The sequence below is a fragment of the Actinomadura chokoriensis genome (genome assembly GCF_041463665.1).
Lineage (GTDB): Bacteria > Actinomycetota > Actinomycetes > Streptosporangiales > Streptosporangiaceae > Spirillospora > Spirillospora chokoriensis_A.
Genome location: NZ_JAXCEJ010000014.1, coordinates 183,671 through 200,039, shown reverse-complemented (window position 1 = coordinate 200,039; position 16,369 = coordinate 183,671). Strand labels below are relative to the sequence as shown.

Annotated in this window: 18 protein-coding genes; 9 read left to right on the top strand and 9 right to left on the bottom strand. The window is 71.9% G+C overall.

Annotated features, from left to right (window positions below; translation table 11 throughout):
- Nucleotides 1-2: 2 nt before the first annotated feature.
- Nucleotides 3-623: a TetR/AcrR family transcriptional regulator gene (locus SM418_RS22290; protein WP_371943045.1), complete on the bottom strand. Its 621-nt coding sequence runs from the start codon at nucleotides 621-623 to the stop codon at nucleotides 3-5.
- A 120-nt stretch (nucleotides 624-743) separates the two neighbouring features.
- On the opposite strand from SM418_RS22290, the gene SM418_RS22285 reads away from it, so the two are divergent.
- From SM418_RS22285 to SM418_RS22265, 5 genes are read left to right on the top strand one after another with little or no spacing between them, the layout of a single operon-like run.
- Complete coding sequence (locus SM418_RS22285) at nucleotides 744-2,249, top strand: AMP-binding protein (RefSeq protein ID WP_371943046.1); 1,506 nt, start codon at nucleotides 744-746, stop codon at nucleotides 2,247-2,249.
- Nucleotides 2,246-2,818, top strand: a complete 573-nt coding sequence (locus tag SM418_RS22280; protein ID WP_371943047.1) for a VOC family protein — start codon at nucleotides 2,246-2,248, stop codon at nucleotides 2,816-2,818. Before SM418_RS22285 ends, SM418_RS22280 begins: the two co-directional genes overlap by 4 nt.
- The gene (locus SM418_RS22275) at nucleotides 2,802-3,443 is read left to right on the top strand and encodes a carboxymuconolactone decarboxylase family protein (RefSeq protein ID WP_371943048.1); all 642 of its coding nucleotides are present in this window, start codon (nucleotides 2,802-2,804) and stop codon (nucleotides 3,441-3,443) included. Before SM418_RS22280 ends, SM418_RS22275 begins: the two co-directional genes overlap by 17 nt.
- Entirely contained in the window at nucleotides 3,443-4,597 is a 1,155-nt protein-coding gene (locus SM418_RS22270; protein ID WP_371943049.1) for an acyl-CoA dehydrogenase family protein, read from the top strand. Before SM418_RS22275 ends, SM418_RS22270 begins: the two co-directional genes overlap by 1 nt.
- On the top strand, nucleotides 4,594-5,655 hold the full coding sequence (locus SM418_RS22265) for an SMP-30/gluconolactonase/LRE family protein (RefSeq protein ID WP_371943050.1): 1,062 nt from the start codon (nucleotides 4,594-4,596) through the stop codon (nucleotides 5,653-5,655). The genes SM418_RS22270 and SM418_RS22265 overlap by 4 nt, the downstream gene beginning before the upstream one ends.
- A gap of 19 nt (nucleotides 5,656-5,674) precedes the next feature.
- Here the strand turns inward: SM418_RS22265 and sepF are convergent, their stop codons facing one another.
- Complete coding sequence (gene sepF / locus SM418_RS22260; protein ID WP_371943051.1) at nucleotides 5,675-5,881, bottom strand: cell division protein SepF; 207 nt, start codon at nucleotides 5,879-5,881, stop codon at nucleotides 5,675-5,677.
- Nucleotides 5,882-6,112: 231 nt separating this feature from the next.
- Between sepF and SM418_RS22255 the strand changes: the two genes are divergently transcribed.
- Nucleotides 6,113-6,586 carry an ATP-binding protein gene (locus tag SM418_RS22255; RefSeq protein WP_371943052.1) on the top strand — a complete coding sequence of 158 codons (474 nt, stop codon included), beginning with the start codon at nucleotides 6,113-6,115 and terminating at the stop codon, nucleotides 6,584-6,586.
- Between the two features lie 45 nt (nucleotides 6,587-6,631).
- Here the strand turns inward: SM418_RS22255 and SM418_RS22250 are convergent, their stop codons facing one another.
- The 6 genes from SM418_RS22250 to SM418_RS22225 form a co-directional block, all read right to left on the bottom strand.
- Nucleotides 6,632-7,276: a choice-of-anchor P family protein gene (locus SM418_RS22250; RefSeq protein ID WP_371943053.1), complete on the bottom strand. Its 645-nt coding sequence runs from the start codon at nucleotides 7,274-7,276 to the stop codon at nucleotides 6,632-6,634.
- A 31-nt stretch (nucleotides 7,277-7,307) separates the two neighbouring features.
- Entirely contained in the window at nucleotides 7,308-8,156 is an 849-nt protein-coding gene (gene ldt-CoaP, locus SM418_RS22245; protein ID WP_371943054.1) for a L,D-transpeptidase, read from the bottom strand.
- A 142-nt stretch (nucleotides 8,157-8,298) separates the two neighbouring features.
- Nucleotides 8,299-8,772, bottom strand: a complete 474-nt coding sequence (locus SM418_RS22240) for a MarR family winged helix-turn-helix transcriptional regulator (RefSeq protein ID WP_371943055.1) — start codon at nucleotides 8,770-8,772, stop codon at nucleotides 8,299-8,301.
- A 73-nt stretch (nucleotides 8,773-8,845) separates the two neighbouring features.
- Entirely contained in the window at nucleotides 8,846-9,283 is a 438-nt protein-coding gene (locus tag SM418_RS22235; protein WP_371943057.1) for a response regulator, read from the bottom strand.
- Nucleotides 9,283-10,941: a sensor histidine kinase gene (locus SM418_RS22230; RefSeq protein ID WP_371943058.1), complete on the bottom strand. Its 1,659-nt coding sequence runs from the start codon at nucleotides 10,939-10,941 to the stop codon at nucleotides 9,283-9,285. The genes SM418_RS22235 and SM418_RS22230 overlap by 1 nt, the downstream gene beginning before the upstream one ends.
- On the bottom strand, nucleotides 10,941-12,140 hold the full coding sequence (locus SM418_RS22225) for a PP2C family protein-serine/threonine phosphatase (protein ID WP_371943060.1): 1,200 nt from the start codon (nucleotides 12,138-12,140) through the stop codon (nucleotides 10,941-10,943). Before SM418_RS22225 ends, SM418_RS22230 begins: the two co-directional genes overlap by 1 nt.
- Before the next feature lie 359 nt (nucleotides 12,141-12,499).
- Between SM418_RS22225 and SM418_RS22220 the strand changes: the two genes are divergently transcribed.
- Both SM418_RS22220 and SM418_RS22215 read left to right on the top strand, forming a co-directional pair.
- On the top strand, nucleotides 12,500-13,051 hold the full coding sequence (locus tag SM418_RS22220) for an RNA polymerase sigma factor (RefSeq protein ID WP_371943062.1): 552 nt from the start codon (nucleotides 12,500-12,502) through the stop codon (nucleotides 13,049-13,051).
- Nucleotides 13,048-14,211, top strand: a complete 1,164-nt coding sequence (locus tag SM418_RS22215) for a CU044_5270 family protein (protein WP_371943063.1) — start codon at nucleotides 13,048-13,050, stop codon at nucleotides 14,209-14,211. Before SM418_RS22220 ends, SM418_RS22215 begins: the two co-directional genes overlap by 4 nt.
- 68 nt (nucleotides 14,212-14,279) lie before the next feature.
- Here SM418_RS22215 and SM418_RS22210 read toward each other — a convergent pair whose 3' ends face one another.
- The gene (locus tag SM418_RS22210; RefSeq protein WP_371943064.1) at nucleotides 14,280-14,543 is read right to left on the bottom strand and encodes a hypothetical protein; all 264 of its coding nucleotides are present in this window, start codon (nucleotides 14,541-14,543) and stop codon (nucleotides 14,280-14,282) included.
- 273 nt (nucleotides 14,544-14,816) lie between these two features.
- On the opposite strand from SM418_RS22210, the gene SM418_RS22205 reads away from it, so the two are divergent.
- The gene (locus SM418_RS22205) at nucleotides 14,817-16,271 is read left to right on the top strand and encodes a pentapeptide repeat-containing protein (protein WP_371943065.1); all 1,455 of its coding nucleotides are present in this window, start codon (nucleotides 14,817-14,819) and stop codon (nucleotides 16,269-16,271) included.
- Nucleotides 16,272-16,369 lie beyond the last annotated feature (98 nt).

The following is a 16,369-nucleotide window of genomic DNA, read 5'->3' as shown; positions in this document are numbered from 1 at the left end:
CGTCAGGACGGCAGGCCGAGGGCGCGCACGGTGAGCGCGTCCAGGGTGTCCAGCAGGCGCTCGGTGCCCTGAGGATCATCGCCCTGAACGAGCCAGAGGTACAGGGAGTGGTCGACCATCGCGGCGAGCGCGCGGGCGGTCATCTCGGGATCGACGTCGGCGGAGACGAGCCCCTCGCGCTGCCAGCGCGCGATCGCCTTCGCGGAACGTCCGACCGAGGCGGCCCGGTGCTTTCGCCGGAGCTCCTGGAACTCCACGTTGAACGTGGCGACCTGCTCGATGATCGCCATCATCCTCGCGTTGCGCCGGTATCCCTCGTAGTAGGCGCGGTTGGCGCGGCGGACGCGCGCGGCCGGGGACGACCCGGTGGACGGGACGAGGTCGTGGTCCGTCATGTCCGCGAACAGCCGGTCGGCGACCTCCAGGAACACCGCTTCCTTGGACGGGAAGTAGGTGTAGAAGGACCCGTAGGCCACGCCGGCGTGGCGGGTGATGTGCGCGACGCGGGTCTCCGGGAAGCCGCGCTCCTCGAACACCTCGCGCGCGGCGAGCAGGAGGCGCTCCCTCGTCCGGGCGCCGCGTTCGGTGAGCGGCTGGCCGCCGGGCTCGTCGCCGCTCCGCATGTCAGTGGTTCCTTTCTCGGGGGGTTGACAACCCGATGTTCGGAGGAACAGTATCCGAGCATCGAACAAGTTGATATGACTGTCAAGTCAACTTCTGGGAGGCGCGATGGCGAGCCGTCCATGCTGATCAACGACATCGTCGAGTACGCGGCGCGCAAGCATCCGCGGCGCGCCGCGGTCCTGTTCGAGGACGAGACGGTCACCTTCGCCGAGCTGCGCGACAGGGTCCGGCGCACCGCCAACGCCCTGCGGACGATCGCCGAACCGGGCGACCGCGTGGCCGTCCTGTCCGGGAACCGGCCCGAGTACTTCGACCTCTACTACGGCGTCCCCGCGGCCGGAATGGCGCTGACCTTCCTCAACCACCGGCTCCACCCGTCCGAGATCGCGGGGCTCGTCGACCACGCGCAGGCGTCGGTGCTCGTCGTGAGCAGCGAGTACGCCGAGGCGATGGACGGGCTCCGCGACGCGATGCCGACCGTGAAGGTCGTCGTGAACCTGGACGAGGACTATGCCGATCTGGTCGCGAAGGCCCCGGTCACCGAGCCGCCGCGCCCCGACGAGGACTCGATCGCCTGGCTCGTCTACACCAGCGGGACGACCGGCGCGCCCAAGGGCGTCATGCTCAGCCACCGCAACCTGGTCACCGGCGTGATCAGCTCGGTCGCGCAGTGGGACATCCCGGACGCCACGCGGTTCCTGTTCTGCTTCCCGCTGTGCCACGTCGGCGGCTACACGGCCGTCGTGTACCACATGCGGTCGGCGACGGTCGGCATCGTCCGGTCCTACGACAACGAGACCTTCCTGCGGCTGGTCGCCGAGTGGAAGATCACCCAGACCGGGCTCGCGCCCACGATGATCGCGTTCCTGCTGTCGCATCCCGGGATCGAGGACCACGACCTCGGCACGCTGGAGGCCATCGGGTACGGCGCGTCCGCGATCCCGGCCGAGGTGCTGCGCCGCGGGATGGACGTCCTCGGCTGCGACTTCTACCAGGGCATGGGCATGAGCGAGCTGGGCGGCAACATCCTGCACTTCGGGATCGCCGAGCACCGCCGCGCCGCCGCCGGGGAGACGCACCTGCTCGCCGCCGCCGGCCGCGTCATGGACCTCGCCGACATCAGGATCGTGGACGGGGAGTTCCGCGACGTCCCCGACGGCGAGCCCGGCGAGATGGTCGTCCGCTGCGACCAGGTGATGCGCGGCTACTGGCGCGAGCCCGAGCTGACCGCCGCCGCCTTCGAGGACGGCTGGTTCCGCACCGGCGACGTTGTCCGGCGGGACGCCGAGGGCATGGTCTACATCGTCGACCGCATCAAGGACATGATCATCACAGGTGGGGAGAACGTGGCGTCCCGCGAGGTGGAGGAGGTCCTGCACCGGCACCCGGCGGTCGCGGACGCGGCGGTGTTCGGCGTCCCGGACCCGCGCTGGGGCGAGGCGGTCTGCGCCGCCGTCGTGACCCGCGAGGAGATCGGCGCCGACGACGTCATCGCGTTCGCCCGCGAGCATCTCGGCGGCTACAAGGTCCCGCGCCGCATCGAATTCGTCGACGAACTCCCCCGCAACCTCGCCGGCAAGATCCTGAAACGCGACCTGCGATCCAGATTCAAGGAGGTCTCATGAACACCGAGTTCGAGCTCAGCGGCATCAACCATCTGGCGCTCGTGTCGTCCGACATGAAGCGCACCATCGACTTCTACTCCGGCGTCCTCGGAATGCCGCTCGTCAAGACCCTGGACCTGCCCGCCGGCATGGGCCAGCACTTCTTCTTCGACTGCGGCGGCGGCGACTGCGTCGCGTTCTTCTGGTTCCCGGACGCGCCCGACGCCGTCCCCGGGATCTCCGCCCCGGCCGGCCGCCCCGAGCAGGGCGAACTGCTCAGCGCGGTCGGGTCGATGAACCACGTCGCCTTCAACGTCCCCGTCGAGAAGTTCGACGAGTACCGCAAGCGGCTCAAGGAGAAGGGCGTCACGGTCAGTCCAGTCCTGAACCACGACGACAGCCCGATCGGCATCTCCCGCGACGTGAACGACGGGGTGTTCGTCCGCTCCTTCTACTTCCAGGACCCCGACGGGATCCTCCTCGAATTCGCCTGCTGGACGCGCGAGTTCGACGAATCCGACGTCTCCCACGAGCCCAAGACCGCCGCCGACCGCACCCTCCCTAAGGAAAAGCATGCCGCGACTGCGTGAAGTGCCCCGCGCCGAGGTCACCGACGAGCGCATCCTGTTCTTCTACGACCACCTCTTCGCGCCCGACCGCGACCCCGCCGTGGACCACGGCACGGCGACCGGCTCCCCCGGCGACTGGTGGACGGTGTTCGCGCAGGACTCCGCCGTGTTCCGGCACGCCGTCCGGGGCTTCGCGCTGTACCGGAACGCCAGCCTCGACCCCGTCCTGCGGGAACTCGGCCAGTGCCGGGCGGGCTGGGCGCGCGGCAGCCAGTTCGTGTTCTCGCAGCACTGCAAGCAGATGCGGGCGCTCGGCATGGACGAGGACAAGATCCAGTCCATCCCGCACTGGCAGACGGCCGAGTGCTACTCGCCGCTGGAGCGCGCCGTCCTCGCCTACACCGACTGCCTCGTCCTGGAGGGCGGCCGGACGCCCGACGCCGTCTTCGGCATCCTCCAGGAGCACCTCTCCGACCAGGAGATCCTGCAGCTCACCTACATCACCTGCATGTACGACATGCACGCGGTGATGTCCCGCGCGCTGCGCCTGGAGTTCGACGACCGTCCCGAGCCGATCACCGAGGTCGCCGCCCCGGAGGGCTACGGCAACCGCGACATCTCCGCCGACCTGACCGGAGGGGCTTGATGCTGTTCCCCGTGCCCGACCACGTCCGGGGCGTCCGGGACGCCGTGCACGCCTTCATGACCGAACGCGTCGAACCGGCCGAGCCCGCCCTCAACTCCGGCGATCGCGACAAGCTTCGGCAGCTCCGCGAGGAGGCCAAGGCCGAGGGCCTCTGGGCGCTCGGCCACCCGAAGGAGCTGGGCGGCGGCGGCCTGCCCTTCCTCGACTACGTGTACGTCAACGAGGTGCAGGGCCGCAGCGAGTGGGGCCAGCTCGCCCTCGGCACGTTCACCCTCCAGGACTCGCTCATGCTGCACAAGTACGCGAGCCCCGGCTGGCGTGAGCGCTACCTGGCCCCGATGGTCGCCGGCGAGGTCTCCCCGAGTTTCGCGATGACCGAGCCCGACATCGCCAGCTCGGACCCGACCCAGCTCCAGACGAAGGCCGTCCTGGACGGCGACCACTGGGTCATCAGCGGCCGCAAGTGGTTCACCACGGGCGCCGGCGACGCCGCCTACACCACGGTCATGTGCCGCACCGAGCCCGAGGGGACGGCCCCGCACCGCTCCTTCAGCATGATCGTCGTCCCGACCGACACGCCGGGCTACCGGATCGTCCGGGAGACGCCCGTCCTCGGCCTGAACGGCGGACACTACGAGGTCGCCTACGACGACGTCCGGGTGCCGGCGGACAACCTGCTCGGCCCGCGCGGGCACGGCTTCGTCATCGCCCAGGACCGCCTCGGCCCCGGCCGCATCTTCCACTGCATGCGCTGGCTCGGCCAGGCCCAGCGCGCCTTCGAGCTGATGTGCGCCCGCCTCGGCACCCGCGTCGCCTTCGGCGAGCCGCTCTCGGCGAAGCAGCTCATGCAGCAGCACGTCTTCGACTCCTACACCGAGATCCAGGCGTCCCGCCTGCTCACCCTGCAGGCCGCGGAGCAGATCGACGCGGGCGGCCAGGCGCGCATCGAGATCGGCTCGATCAAGGTCGTCGGCGCCCGCATGCTGCACAACGTCATCGACCGCGCCATCCAGGTCCACGGCGCCGCCGGGCTCACCGACGACACCCCCCTGTCCCGCATGTACCGCCACGCCCGCGAAGCCCGCATCTACGACGGCCCGGACGAGGTCCACATCCAGAGCACGGCACGCCGGATCCTGCGCCAACTCGGGTGAGCCTCACCCGCAGGTCGCTACTCGGGGGGCTCGGCACGGCGGCCGCCCTCGGTGCGTCCGGCGCCGTTCTCGGCACGCCGGGCACCGCGGCGGCCGCCGGCCGCCCGCCGCGCCCGCGAAAGGGGAAGAAGTTGAAGATCACCAAGCTGGCCGACGGGCTGATGTTCCCGGAGGGGCCGACCGTCCTGCCGAACGGGGACGTGCTCGTCGTCGAACTGCACCGCGGCACGCTGACCCGCGTCAGGCCGGACGGCACCACGTCGATCGCCGCGGAGACGGGCGGCGGCCCGAACGGGTCGGCGCTCGGCCCGGACGGGCGCGTCTACATCGCCAACTCCGGCGGCCTCAACCGCTTCGAGGTCGGCGGCTTCGTGTTCGCCGGCGGCATCCCGGACGACTACGAGAGCGGCAGCCTCCAGGCCGTCGACCTGTCGGACGGCTCCGTCGAGACCCTCTACTCCGCGGGCCTCCGCGGCCCCAACGACCTGGTCGTCGACGAGCACGGCGGCATCTACCTCACCGACTACGGCAAGAGCGACGGCGTCACCGGCGACAAGGGCCGCATCTTCTACGCCAAGGCCGACGGCTCGTCCATCGAGATGATCGCCGCCGGCATGGAGGGACCGAACGGCATCGGCCTCTCCCCGGACGGCAGGCGCCTGTACGTGAGCGAGACGTACACGGCCCGTGTCTGGTGGTGGGACGTCACCGGCCCCGGCGAGATCCAGGGCGGGAGGTCGCTCGGCGGCTCCGGCGGCGGCAACTTCCTCTACACCGCGCCCGACTACACCAACTTCGACTCGCTCGGTGTGGACGGCCACGGCAACGTGTGCGTCGCGTCCATGATCCACACGGGCATCTCGATCGTCAGCCCCGAGGGCGACCTGGTCCGCTTCGTCGACATCGAGGTCGACGACGACCCGGGCATCACCAACATCACCTGGGGCGGCGACGACATGCGCACCGCCTACGTGACCGCCTCCAGCACCGGCCGGCTCCTCAGGATCGAGGACTGGCCCTTCCCGGGCCTCGTCCTCAACCACGCGGACGGAGCGTGACCGGCGGCGGGTGACCTCGTCAGGGCTGGAGGAGGAAGATCCTCCGGTCCACCCGGTCGAGGGCGCCGCCCCGTCCGAAGACGAGACCGGTCGCGAAGTCGACGAGCTGCTTGGCTTCGGCGTCCGGCAGGTCGCTCAGGTCCATGAGGACGGGCACGCCCTTGCGGAAGAAGTGCCCGACGTAGAGGACCTCGTTGTAGTTCTGGGGACGCAGCGACTTGACCACCACCCCAGTCTGCCCGTCCCGCCGCCGAGGTCAAGGCGAGATCTTCATGACCACTCCAGCCGCGATCGAACGGGTCGTCACGCTGCGACGGCTCGCCGGACGGGCCGACGGGTGGATTCGGGCGGCGGGGACAGTTTCTGGAATATGCGGTCGTCGCGTTTTTCGGGTGGTGGAGTTTCCCGGGGTGACGGGTGGGAAATCTGCCTTCTAGAGGGAACGGAGGCGATTGGCATGGAGGTCGTTCTTGAAATGACCCTGCCGAGGAACGCCGAGAGCGCACCGCTCGTGCGCCACACGCTCGACGCCTCGCTCCGCGGGCTGGGGGTGGGATCCGAGATCCGTGCCGATATCGCGCTCGCTCTCGGGGAGGCGTGCGCGAACGTCATCCAGCACGCCGCGGCCGGAATGGAGTACGAGGTGCGGGCGCGGATGGACGGGGCGAGATGCGTCGTGGAGGTCATCGACGGGGGGTCGGGAGCTCGGGAAGCGGACCCGAAAGAGGCGATCACGGCAGAGACGGTCACGGCAGAGACGGTCGCGGAACCCGGTGCCGAGTTCGGCTGGGGGGCCGTACGGGCGGCGCCGCTGGCCGAGCACGGCCGGGGGCTCCAGTTGATGCGGGCGTTCACGGAGGATCTACACATAGCCGATCGCGTTCACCGCAACGGCGCGATCGTGCATTTCGAGAAGTCGCTGGCCGGCTGACGGCCCGGCGAGCCGCTGCCCGCCGGGCCGCGCTCGCGGCGCCGGTCAGCCGGTGACCGGCAGGTCGTGCTTGACCGGGGTCGGCGCGGGCGCTTCGGCCGGGCCCCGCGCCGGGGCACCGCGCCCGCAGGTTGCGGATGCGATCCTCACCGCGCCCTTGCCGCCGGGCAGCCGCAGCTCCATCGCGGTGACAGCGAGCCGGCCGTCCGCCGTGCGCTGCTGCTTGTTGAGGGTCAGCGCGGTCCGGCCGAAGCCCTCCACGTCGACCGGGACGGTGGTGTTGGGCGGCGGGGAGACGTCCAGCCGCCGACCGGCGAGGACGGCGCCGGCGAGCCGCGCCGAGCCCCGGCCGTCGACGCACTTCGCGGACGCGGCGCCCGCCGCCAGCTTCGCGGTCGGGACGGCGATCCGGGCGGCGGACGAGGTGGCCCTGGCGGCGGAGGCGCTGACGTCCAGCGCGGACGCCTTGACCAGCTTGGTGCGGTCCTCCCGCAACAGCCTCTTGTTGACCTCGCCGGTGGTGGAGGACACGGCGGGCGCCGGCGGGACGGCGAGCGGCCCGGTGACCGCCAGCCCGTACGCCGAGCCCTCGCCCGCGGGGGCGGCCAGGGCCGGGGTCCCGGCGGCGACGAGGCCGCCGGCGAGGAGGCCCGCGGTGGCGAGGCGCTTGACGGCATGGCTGTGACGCATGGATGTGCTCCGATTCTTGAAAGATCTGGGGTCAGGCCGAGATGAACACCAGCGAGCCGAGCGGGACGCGGGACAGCGCCTTCAGCGCGTCCGCGGGGACCCGCACGCAGCCGTGCGTGACGGCCTTGCCGAACACGGAGGCGTCGGGCCAGCCGTGCAGGGCGACGGTGCCCGGCCCGCCGCCGAAGGTGTCGAGGGTCGCCGAGTGGGCTCCGAGCGGCAGGACGATCGGGCTCGGCTTCTTCCCGGCCGGTGCGAGCGTGGCCATGACGAACGTCCGGCCGGGCGGCGTCGGGGTCTTGGCGCCGCCGACCGCGACCTTCCATCGGCCGGCCTCCCGCGCGGACTTCAGCAGGGTGAGCCTGCGCCGCGCGAGGTCGACCCGGACGGTGTAGGGCGTGTGCGCGGTCCGCAGCCCCGCACCGGAGATCCAGCCGCTCGCCTGGTTGGGGCGGCTCGGCAGCAGCACCCGCCGCCAGCCGCCGGAGGTCTCCACCACGGGCACCCAGGTGGGGCCGCCCAGCTCGGTGATGGGAAGGGTGGCGACGCGGCGCCCGCCCGGACGGTCGAGGACCGGCGCCGGACGGGTCGGGTGCACGACCAGTCCGTCGGTGACGCCCTCAGGTGTCGTGTCCTTGGGCGCGCCGGGGACGGTGTTGAACGTGGTGGCCTCGGGGACCGTGCCCGATCCGGCGGTGGAGCCGGGCGGGCTGTCTGGGCCGACGCCCTTCCCGCCGATGCCTTTCTCACCGGCGGATGCCGTGCCGTGCGGCGGGGAGCCGCCGCAGCCGCCGAGCAGCAGCGCGGCGGCGGCCGCCGGAAGCAGCCCGGCGGCGGTGACGACGCGGCGGGAATGTCGCGGGGCAATTGTGGTCGCCATGGGCCGGGATGTTAGTAGCGGCGAGGGCGCGCGTATCGAGAATTGCGAAATCGCACCGCCGGCCACGATTGCAAATGATGATAACCAACAATTTTATTGGAGCTTTGTGGAGCGTTCCGACTTACCTGAAAAAACAGACAGCTCAGGCGAGCATGGAGAACGGGTGTCCCTCGTCGTCCGGCTTGGACGCCGCCTCGTGGAACTCGCTGAGCCCCCACAGCAGCGCGGCGCGCGCGGACGCCGGCATCAGCGCGAGCACGCGGGCGAGCTCCTCCAGCCGCCGCACGCGGAGCCGGTCGAGCAGCGCCTCCCCCTCCGCGCTCAGCCGGACGGTGACCTCGCGGCGGTCCCGGCCGGAGTCGCGGGTGAGCAGCCCGGCCGCCTCCAGCCGGTCGCACAGCCGGCTCGCCGAGGACACCAGCGCGCCCATCTCGACCGCCAGGTTGCTCACGTTGACCGGGCCGCGCTCCAGCACGAAAAGCGCGCGGAGCTGCCTGGACGGGACGGGCACGTCCGGGGCGCCGTGGACACGTGACCAGATGGTCATCAGGGTGGCGGCCGCGTCGTCCAGCGCTACCGCGGAGTCCGCGGCTCCCGCACCCGACGCGTCGACCATGGTTCCACTGTTACACACCATGTCGCCCACGGCATCATGAGGGACCTGCGCTTGCGCGGCCGGGCGGGCCGGGTCAGCGCGGCAGCTTGACCACGCTGACGAAGAAGTCGTCGATCCGGCGGACGACGGAGATGAACTGATCGAAGTCGACCGGCTTGGTGACGTAGGCGTTGGCGTGCAGGTGGTAGCTGCGCAGGATGTCCTCGTCGGCCTCGGACGTGGTCAGCACGACGACGGGGATGGAGCGCAGATCGCCGTCGCCCTTGATCTCCTCCAGCACCTCGCGGCCGTCCTTGCGCGGCAGGTTGAGGTCGAGCAGCACCAGGTCCGGACGGGATGCGTTCTCGTACTCGCCCTCCCGGCGCAGGAACGCCATCGCCTGCTCGCCGTCGTTCACGACGCTCAGGTTGTTGTGGACCTTGTTGTGCTCGAACGCCTCGACGGTCAGCAGGACGTCGCCTGGGTCGTCCTCCACCAGCAGGACCTCGATGGGGCGCGGACCTTCGTTCATCAGTCGTCTCCGTTGGTGAGGTGCGAGCGGACCGGCAGGGTCCACTGGAAGGTGGTGCCGGGCCCGTCGCCGTGTTCGGTGTCCAGCCAGATGCGTCCGCCGTGGAATTCGACGATCTTCTTGCAGAGTGCCAGCCCGATGCCCGTGCCGGTGTACTCGTCCCGCGGATGCAGCCGCTGGAAGAGCAGGAAGATGCGGTCGGCGTAGCGGGGCTCGACGCCGATGCCGTTGTCGGCGCAGCTGAACACCCACTCGTCGCCGTCGGGGCGGGCGTCGACGGCGACCCGGGGCGGCACGCCCTCGCGGCCGAACTTGATCGCGTTGCCGATGAGGTTCTGGAAGAGCTGGGTGAGCTGCGTGCGGTCGCCCGGCAGGTGCGGCAGGTCACCGACGGCCACCTCGGCACCGGTCTCCTCGCGCAGCGTCGCGAGATTGTCCATGGCCTGCCGGACGACGTCCGCCAGGTCGATGGACTCCTCCGGCCGCGTCATCCGCCCGACCCGGGAGAAGCTCAGCAGGTCGTTGATGAGGGCCTGCATGCGCTTGGCGCCATCGACGGCGAACGTGATGTACTGCCGGCCCCGGTCGTCCAGCTGGTCCCCGTACCGGCGCTCGATCATCTGGCAGAAGCTCGCGACCTTGCGCAGCGGCTCCTGCAGATCGTGGCTGGCGACGTAGGCGAACTGCTCCAGCTCGGCGTTGGAGCGGCGCAGCTCCGCGGTCTGCTCGTCGAGCTGCCGGGTCTTGTCCTCGCTGGCGCGCCACTGGCGGACGATCCGGTTGCGCATCGCGTCGATGATCGCCGCCAGCTCGTTGATCTCGGCCGGGCCGCGGACGTCCAGCGGGTGCCCGAAGTCGCCCCGGGCCACGGTGCGGACGCGTTCGGTCAGCGTGGAGACCGGCGTCAGCACCGTCCGGCGGAACAGCACGGCGAGCAGCACGGCGGCCACGAGCACCATGGCGAGCGCGCCGATCGCCGACCACATCGCGGCGGACGCGCGGGAGCGCAGCTGGCCGGCGGCACGGTCGTGCAGCTTCGTGATGCCGATCTGGAGCGGGGTCATGTCGCCGCGCGTCTGGTTGAGCAGCCGCCGCGCGTCCCGGCTCGCGTCGGGGTCGATGCCCCGGCCGCCGGGCCCGGCCGCGATCTCGTCGGCGAACGCGGCGCGCCACGCGCGGGAGTCGGCGGTCGTCCGGTCCAGCAGGCGGTCGACCTCCCCGGCGCCCGGCACCCCGGACAGCAGCCGGCGCATCGTGGCCGCCGACTCCGCCTCCTGCCGGACGGCCTCGCGGTACTTCGCGATGTGCTCCGCCCCGCCGTCCTGCGCGTAGTCGCGGATGGCCATGTCCTGGGTCGTGACGGCGGTGGTGAGGCGGAACTGCTCCAGCGTCGCCGGATCGACGTGGTTGAGCACGACGTCACGCGCCTGGTTGTTTCCGTACAGCGCGACCCCCGCCTGAGCGGTGGCGCCGAGGAGCAGCACGCCGAGGATGAACGCGCCGATCTGGTAGATGCGGACGAGCCGCATCCGGCCCATCCCGTGCCCCTCGGGCAGGTCCGCCTCGGGCAGCACGACGGCCGGGCCACTGATCTTGTACTCCTGGCCCGGCTCGGCGGGGCGCGGCACGGCCTCGCCGGTCGCGGGGTCCGCGGCCATCAGTCCTCCCCCCGGCTCAGCAGCAGGACGGCAAGGTCGTCGGACAGGACGCCCCCGTTCAGCCGTTCCGCCTCGGCGATGAGCCCGTCGATGAGCACGTCGCCGCGCTGCCCGTCGCCGTGCGCGATCTTCGTCAGTTCGACGAGTCCGGACAGGTCGAGGTGCTGGCCGTCATCGCCTGCATGCCCCTCGATCAGCCCGTCGGTGTAGAGGAGCAGCCCCCAGGAGTCGCCGAGCTCCAGGTCGACCGCGGGCCAGGCGACGCCGGGGAGCAGTCCCAGCGCCGGGCCGCGCGGCTCGTCCGGGATGGCCTCGACGCCGCCCGGCCCGAAGAACAGCGGGCGCGGATGCCCGGCGAGGTACACCTTGGCGGTGCGCCGGTCCGGCGCGATCGTCAGCATGCACACTGTGGTGAATATCTCCTCTGCCCACCGCTCGTGCTGCAGGACGGCGTCGAGGGTGGCCAGGATCTGCGGACCCGTGTGCCCGGCGAGGACGAGCGTGCGCCACGCCATGCGGAGCCGCACCCCGAGGGACGCCTCGTCGGCGCCGTGCCCGCTGACGTCGCCGATCACCACGTGGACGGCGCCGTCCTCGGTCTGCACGGTGTCGTGGAAGTCGCCGCCGAGCAGCGCCCGGTCGCGGCCCGGCCGGTACCGGGTGTGGTGCCGCAGCTCCCGGTCGTGGAGTATCGGGACGGGCAGCAGCCCGCGCTCCAGCCGGGCGTTCTCCCGGCTCACCGCCCGCGCCTCGACGAGCTGCCGCTCGGACTCGTCGGCCCGCTGGCGCTCGATCGCGTAGCTGATCGCCCGGGTGAGCAGCGCGCCGTCCACGTCCTGTTTGACCAGGTAGTCCTGGGCGCCGGCGGCGACCGCCGCCACCCCGACGTGGGCGTCGGCGAGGCCGGTCAGCACGAGGACGGCGGTGGTCGGGGCGTGCGTGCGCACCTGGTGGAGCGCGTCCAGGCCCTGCGCGTCCGGCAGCGAGAGGTCGACGATGACGCACTGGATCTCGGGGCGCAGCGCGGCGAGCGCCTCGCGGAGCGTCGCCGCGACGGTGATCCGGAGACCGGGCTGGGCCTCGGTGAGCAGTTCCTCGAACAGGAACGCGTCGCCGGGGTCGTCCTCGACCAAGAGCAGGTGCGGGGAGCCGGCCATGCCGAGAAGCCGCTCCGCACCGCGACTGTGCACCGCGGCCATGTCTCAGCTCCTTCGGTTCACCGCAACCGGGTGGATCAGGCGAGTTCGGTTGTCATCCAGCAAATATTAAGGGCACCAGATCACCGACGTGCCCAGCAAACGGCCAAAACGCAGTTTTCTCGGCCACACAACCTACTGGCGCCGCCCCGGTCCGCGCACGGTCCCTCAGCGGACCGGTGGGGAGGACGGCCGTGCCCGTGGGGGCCGGCCGCCTGTTCGAGACGGCCCGTTCGCCGCCCGTCTCCTCGATCCGGTGTAACAAGGACGCTTCCCCGGCCACTACCTCCTGTCATGAACACCTGGACGGACGGAGAAGCGGTGGCGGACGACAGCGGCGGAGCGAGGGGCGGTGGCGCGGCGTGACTCCCGATGAGCGGCGCTTCACCGCGATCTACGACGCGTACCGCCAGAACGTGTGGGCGTTCGCCGCAGCGCACGGCGGGCGGCAGGCCGCGGACGAGGTGGTGAGCGAGACGTTCGCGGTCGCGTGGCGGCGGCTCGCCGACGTCCCCGACCCGGCCCTGCCGTGGCTGCTCGGCGTCGCGCGCAACGTGCTGCGCGACGCCCATCGGGCGCGGGTGCGAAGCGAGTCGTTCACGGCGGAGCTCGGCCGCGGGGCCGCGCGCCCCGCCGGCGACATCGCCGAGGACGTCGCGGAACGGCTCGCCGTGCTGCGCGCGATGGCGGCGCTGCCGGAGCGGGACCGGGAGATCCTGATCCTGATCGCCTGGCAGGGGCTGACCCCGCAGGAGGCGGCCAAGGTCGTCCGCTGCTCGCCCGCCGCGCTGCGGGTGCGGCTGCACCGCGCCCGCCGCCGGCTGCTGCGGGCGGCCGAGCGGGAGACTGCCGACGCCCGGGAGTCCGTCGGGCCGCGTCCGCAGGTGGGGATCGTCAGCGAGGAGATGCCATGAGGGACATGCTGAACGTGCTGCGGGAGGCCATGCCCGCCGAACTGGACCCGGACCTGCCGGTGGACGAGGGCGTCCGGCGGGCGGAACTGGCCCGCGCCATGGCGGGCGCGCAGGGCGCGCAGGCGGCGCCGGAGCGCCGGCGGGTGCGTCCGGTGTGGGGCCTGAGCCTGGCCGGGGCGGTGGCCGCGGGGGCGATCGTCGCGGCGTCCTTGGTCGCGACGGGCGGGGACCCCGCCGGGGTCGCACCGCCGGGACCCGGCGCCGGCGGGGCCGGTCCCGCGCTCGACGCGAAGACCGTGCTGCTCGCGGCGGCGGAGAAGGCGGACGGGCAGTCCGACACGATGCTCGCGTACTGGCATCGGGCGACGATCTCGTCCCACCTCTACATGGTCGGGACGGGCACGGAGCAGTACGGCGTCGTCGTCCGCGACCGGGCGGAGATCTGGGCGCCCGGCAAGCCGGGCGTCCCGTCGTGGACGCTCCAGCAGAATCTCGGCGCCAAGCCCGCCACTATGGCGGATGTTGCGGCGTGGCGGCGTGCCGGGTCGCCGGCCGCGTTCAAGATCACGGTGCCCCCTCCCCCCAACACCAAGCCGGCCACGGGGCGCACGAAGTCGTTCACGGTGAAGAGCGCGCCGGGGCGTGCCGAGGTGAACAGCGCGCCGCTGGTCGACGGCGACAAGATGTTCTGGCTGGGCCGGAACGTGAGTGTCAAGGATCTGCGGTCGCTGCCGTCCGACCCGAAACGGCTCAAGGCCGAACTGATGCGCTGGTACAAGGGCCACGACACCGAGTCGAACCTTCCGATGCCCGCGGACGAATGGCTCTACGAGGTGGCGCGCGGCCTGGTGATGGACATGCCGGTGAAGCCGGAGGTCCGGGCGGCCGGATTCCGGATGCTGGCCGCGCTCCCGGCGGTGAAGTCGGTCGGAAAGGCGACGGACTCGCAGGGGCGGACGGGCGACGCCATCGCGGTGGAGAAGAAGACCGGCCGCGGCCTGATCCGCCATCAGATGATCATTGATCTGTCCTCGGGCGTCGCGCTGGCCTACGAGGACGTCATGCTGGCCCCGGCGGCCGGGACCCGGATCCCCGCCGGACGGACGGTGGACTCCACCGTCATGGTCACCACGGAATGGACGAACTCCCACCCGCGCTGACCCGTCGGCGGAAGGGGCGGTGCCACCCACGGCGCCGTCCCTTCCCGGCGTTAGTGGCCGAGATGTGATCAGGCGCTTTTGGGGGTCCGGCGGGCCGTATTCTGCGCGGCCCTGCGCTGCGCGGCGACCGCCTTCGCGCGGTTGAGGCTTTCCCTGACCTTGGCGGCGCCGCGCGTCGCGGTCACGGTGTCCTTGGCGCGCCCGGCGTAAACGGCGAGGACCTCGGCGACGGGCGGGGGCTGCCATTCCTCCTTGGCGACGATCGGCAGGACGGAGACGGGCGCGGGCACGGTCGCGGTAGCGGAGTTTCCGGCCACGGGGTTTGCGGGCACGGGGTTTCCAGACACGGCGTTTCCAGACACGGCGTTCGCGGGCAGGGCGTTTCCAGACACGGGGACGAGCGCGAGATGCGATTGGCAGTGCGGGCACTGCACCCCCGGATGGGTGTCTCTGCTCATAACACAAATCATTACGCAAGGGTCTGACAAAACAACCCCCACCTTTTAACCGGATCCCCGCCGCCCCGGGCGGCCGGCCCGAAGGTCGCACGTACCTGGCCACCGCGGGACCTTCACTACGCGCGGCACGGCGGGTACAACGTCACCGTGACTTCTCACGAGCCTTCCTCACCGGCGGTGTTCTGGCCTCGATGTTCGGCCGTCCACGGATGCAGCGGACGGGCGACCGGGCGGCTCGGGGGGTGCGCCGCCCACCTGCGTCCCCGCGAGTTCGACGAGTTCGTGGGCGCGCTGCGTCCGGGCTCCGACCTCGATCTGCGCGGCGTCACCGTCCCGCTGTGGCTGCTGGACGCCGTGCTGGACGCCGTCACCGGCCCCGACGGCCGTCCCCACCTCGGCCGGGCGCGCTTCGACGGCGCCGTCCTGCCCTCCGACGCGGTGCTGCGCGGCGTCTGCGTCGAGGGCGACAGCTCGTTCGACGGGGCGTGCTTCCTCGGCGGCGTGTCCTTCTACGACGCGCGGTTCTTCGGCAACGCCTCGTTCCGGGGCGCGCGGTTCGGCCGGAACGTGTCCTTCCACGAGGCGCGCTTCCACCGGTTCGCCTCGTTCGAGGAGGCCGTCTTCACCTGCGACGCGCTGTTCGGGGAGGCGCGCTGGCACGCCGACGCCTCGTTCCGGACGGCCGTCTTCATGGGCGCGGCCTGCTTCGACCGCGCCCGTTTCGGCCGGGACGCGGCGATGCAGGGGGTGTGCTTCGGCGGGCCCGTCTCGTTCAAGCGCGTCCAGGTGACGCGGCACGCCAGGTTCGAGCGGACGCGGTTCCGGCAGGGCGCGTGGCTCGGCCCGCTCGTCGCGGGCGGCCGGATCGCGCTGGCGGACGCGACCGTGCACGGCGGCCTGCGCGTCCACGCGGCGGCCCGGCAGGTCACGGCGCGCGGCGTCATCGTGCACGGGGAGGCCGGATTCCGCCTGCGGCACGCGGAACTCGACCTGGAGGACGCGGTGTTCGAGGGCCCGGCCACCGTCCGGTCGCTGGCCCACCCCATCCAGGGGCTCGTCTCGCCGTCCGGGGGGCGGGCGGCCGTACGCGTCACCTCCGTGCGCCGGGTGGACGCGGCCCACCTCCACCTCGCCGACATCGACCTGAGCGGCTGCGGCTTCCTCGGCCTGCGCCGCCCGGACGCGCTGGCGATCACCGGCGACTGCTCGTTCGCGACCGTCCCCGACCGGCGGGCGTTACGGCCGTGGGGACGCACGGAACGCGCCGTGCTCGCCGAGGACCACCACGCGGGCGACGCCGACCGCCTGCGGGTGCTCTACCTGGAACTGGCCCGCGCCACCGCCGGCGCCGACCGGGGCCGCCTCGCGCAGGACTTCCGGTACGGCGCGCTGGAGATGCGGCGGCGCGGCGAGCGCGACCCGCTGCGGCGCCTCGTCCTGTACCTGCTCTGGATCACCTGCGGCTACGGGCTGCGCGCCGGACGCGTCGTCGCCTGGCTCGCCGTGATCGTCGCGCTGGCGTGCTGCGGCGGGGCAGTCCTGCACCACGGCGGCCGGGTCGGCACCGCCCACACCGCGCACCTGACCGGCAGGAACACCTGAAACGTTACGGAAGGCGCGGGGAAATACGGAGTGATCAGCGGGAACCTGGGGCATGGTCGGAGTGTCTGATACTTCGGTGAAACATCCGAGTTCGACCG

Excerpts from the sequence above, each read along its gene's own strand:
- SM418_RS22290 (WP_371943045.1), bottom strand. The coding sequence starts at position 623 with ATGCGGAGCGGCGACGAGCCCGGCGGCCAGCCGCTCACCGAACGCGGC.
- SM418_RS22285 (WP_371943046.1), top strand. The coding sequence starts at position 744 with ATGCTGATCAACGACATCGTCGAGTACGCGGCGCGCAAGCATCCGCGG.
- SM418_RS22280 (WP_371943047.1), top strand. The coding sequence starts at position 2,246 with ATGAACACCGAGTTCGAGCTCAGCGGCATCAACCATCTGGCGCTCGTG.
- SM418_RS22275 (WP_371943048.1), top strand. The coding sequence starts at position 2,802 with ATGCCGCGACTGCGTGAAGTGCCCCGCGCCGAGGTCACCGACGAGCGC.
- SM418_RS22270 (WP_371943049.1), top strand. The coding sequence starts at position 3,443 with ATGCTGTTCCCCGTGCCCGACCACGTCCGGGGCGTCCGGGACGCCGTG.
- SM418_RS22255 (WP_371943052.1), top strand. The coding sequence starts at position 6,113 with ATGGAGGTCGTTCTTGAAATGACCCTGCCGAGGAACGCCGAGAGCGCA.
- SM418_RS22250 (WP_371943053.1), bottom strand. The coding sequence starts at position 7,276 with ATGCGTCACAGCCATGCCGTCAAGCGCCTCGCCACCGCGGGCCTCCTC.
- ldt-CoaP (WP_371943054.1), bottom strand. The coding sequence starts at position 8,156 with ATGGCGACCACAATTGCCCCGCGACATTCCCGCCGCGTCGTCACCGCC.
- SM418_RS22240 (WP_371943055.1), bottom strand. The coding sequence starts at position 8,772 with ATGGTCGACGCGTCGGGTGCGGGAGCCGCGGACTCCGCGGTAGCGCTG.
- SM418_RS22235 (WP_371943057.1), bottom strand. The coding sequence starts at position 9,283 with ATGAACGAAGGTCCGCGCCCCATCGAGGTCCTGCTGGTGGAGGACGAC.
- SM418_RS22230 (WP_371943058.1), bottom strand. The coding sequence starts at position 10,941 with ATGGCCGCGGACCCCGCGACCGGCGAGGCCGTGCCGCGCCCCGCCGAG.
- SM418_RS22225 (WP_371943060.1), bottom strand. The coding sequence starts at position 12,140 with ATGGCCGCGGTGCACAGTCGCGGTGCGGAGCGGCTTCTCGGCATGGCC.
- SM418_RS22215 (WP_371943063.1), top strand. The coding sequence starts at position 13,048 with ATGAGGGACATGCTGAACGTGCTGCGGGAGGCCATGCCCGCCGAACTG.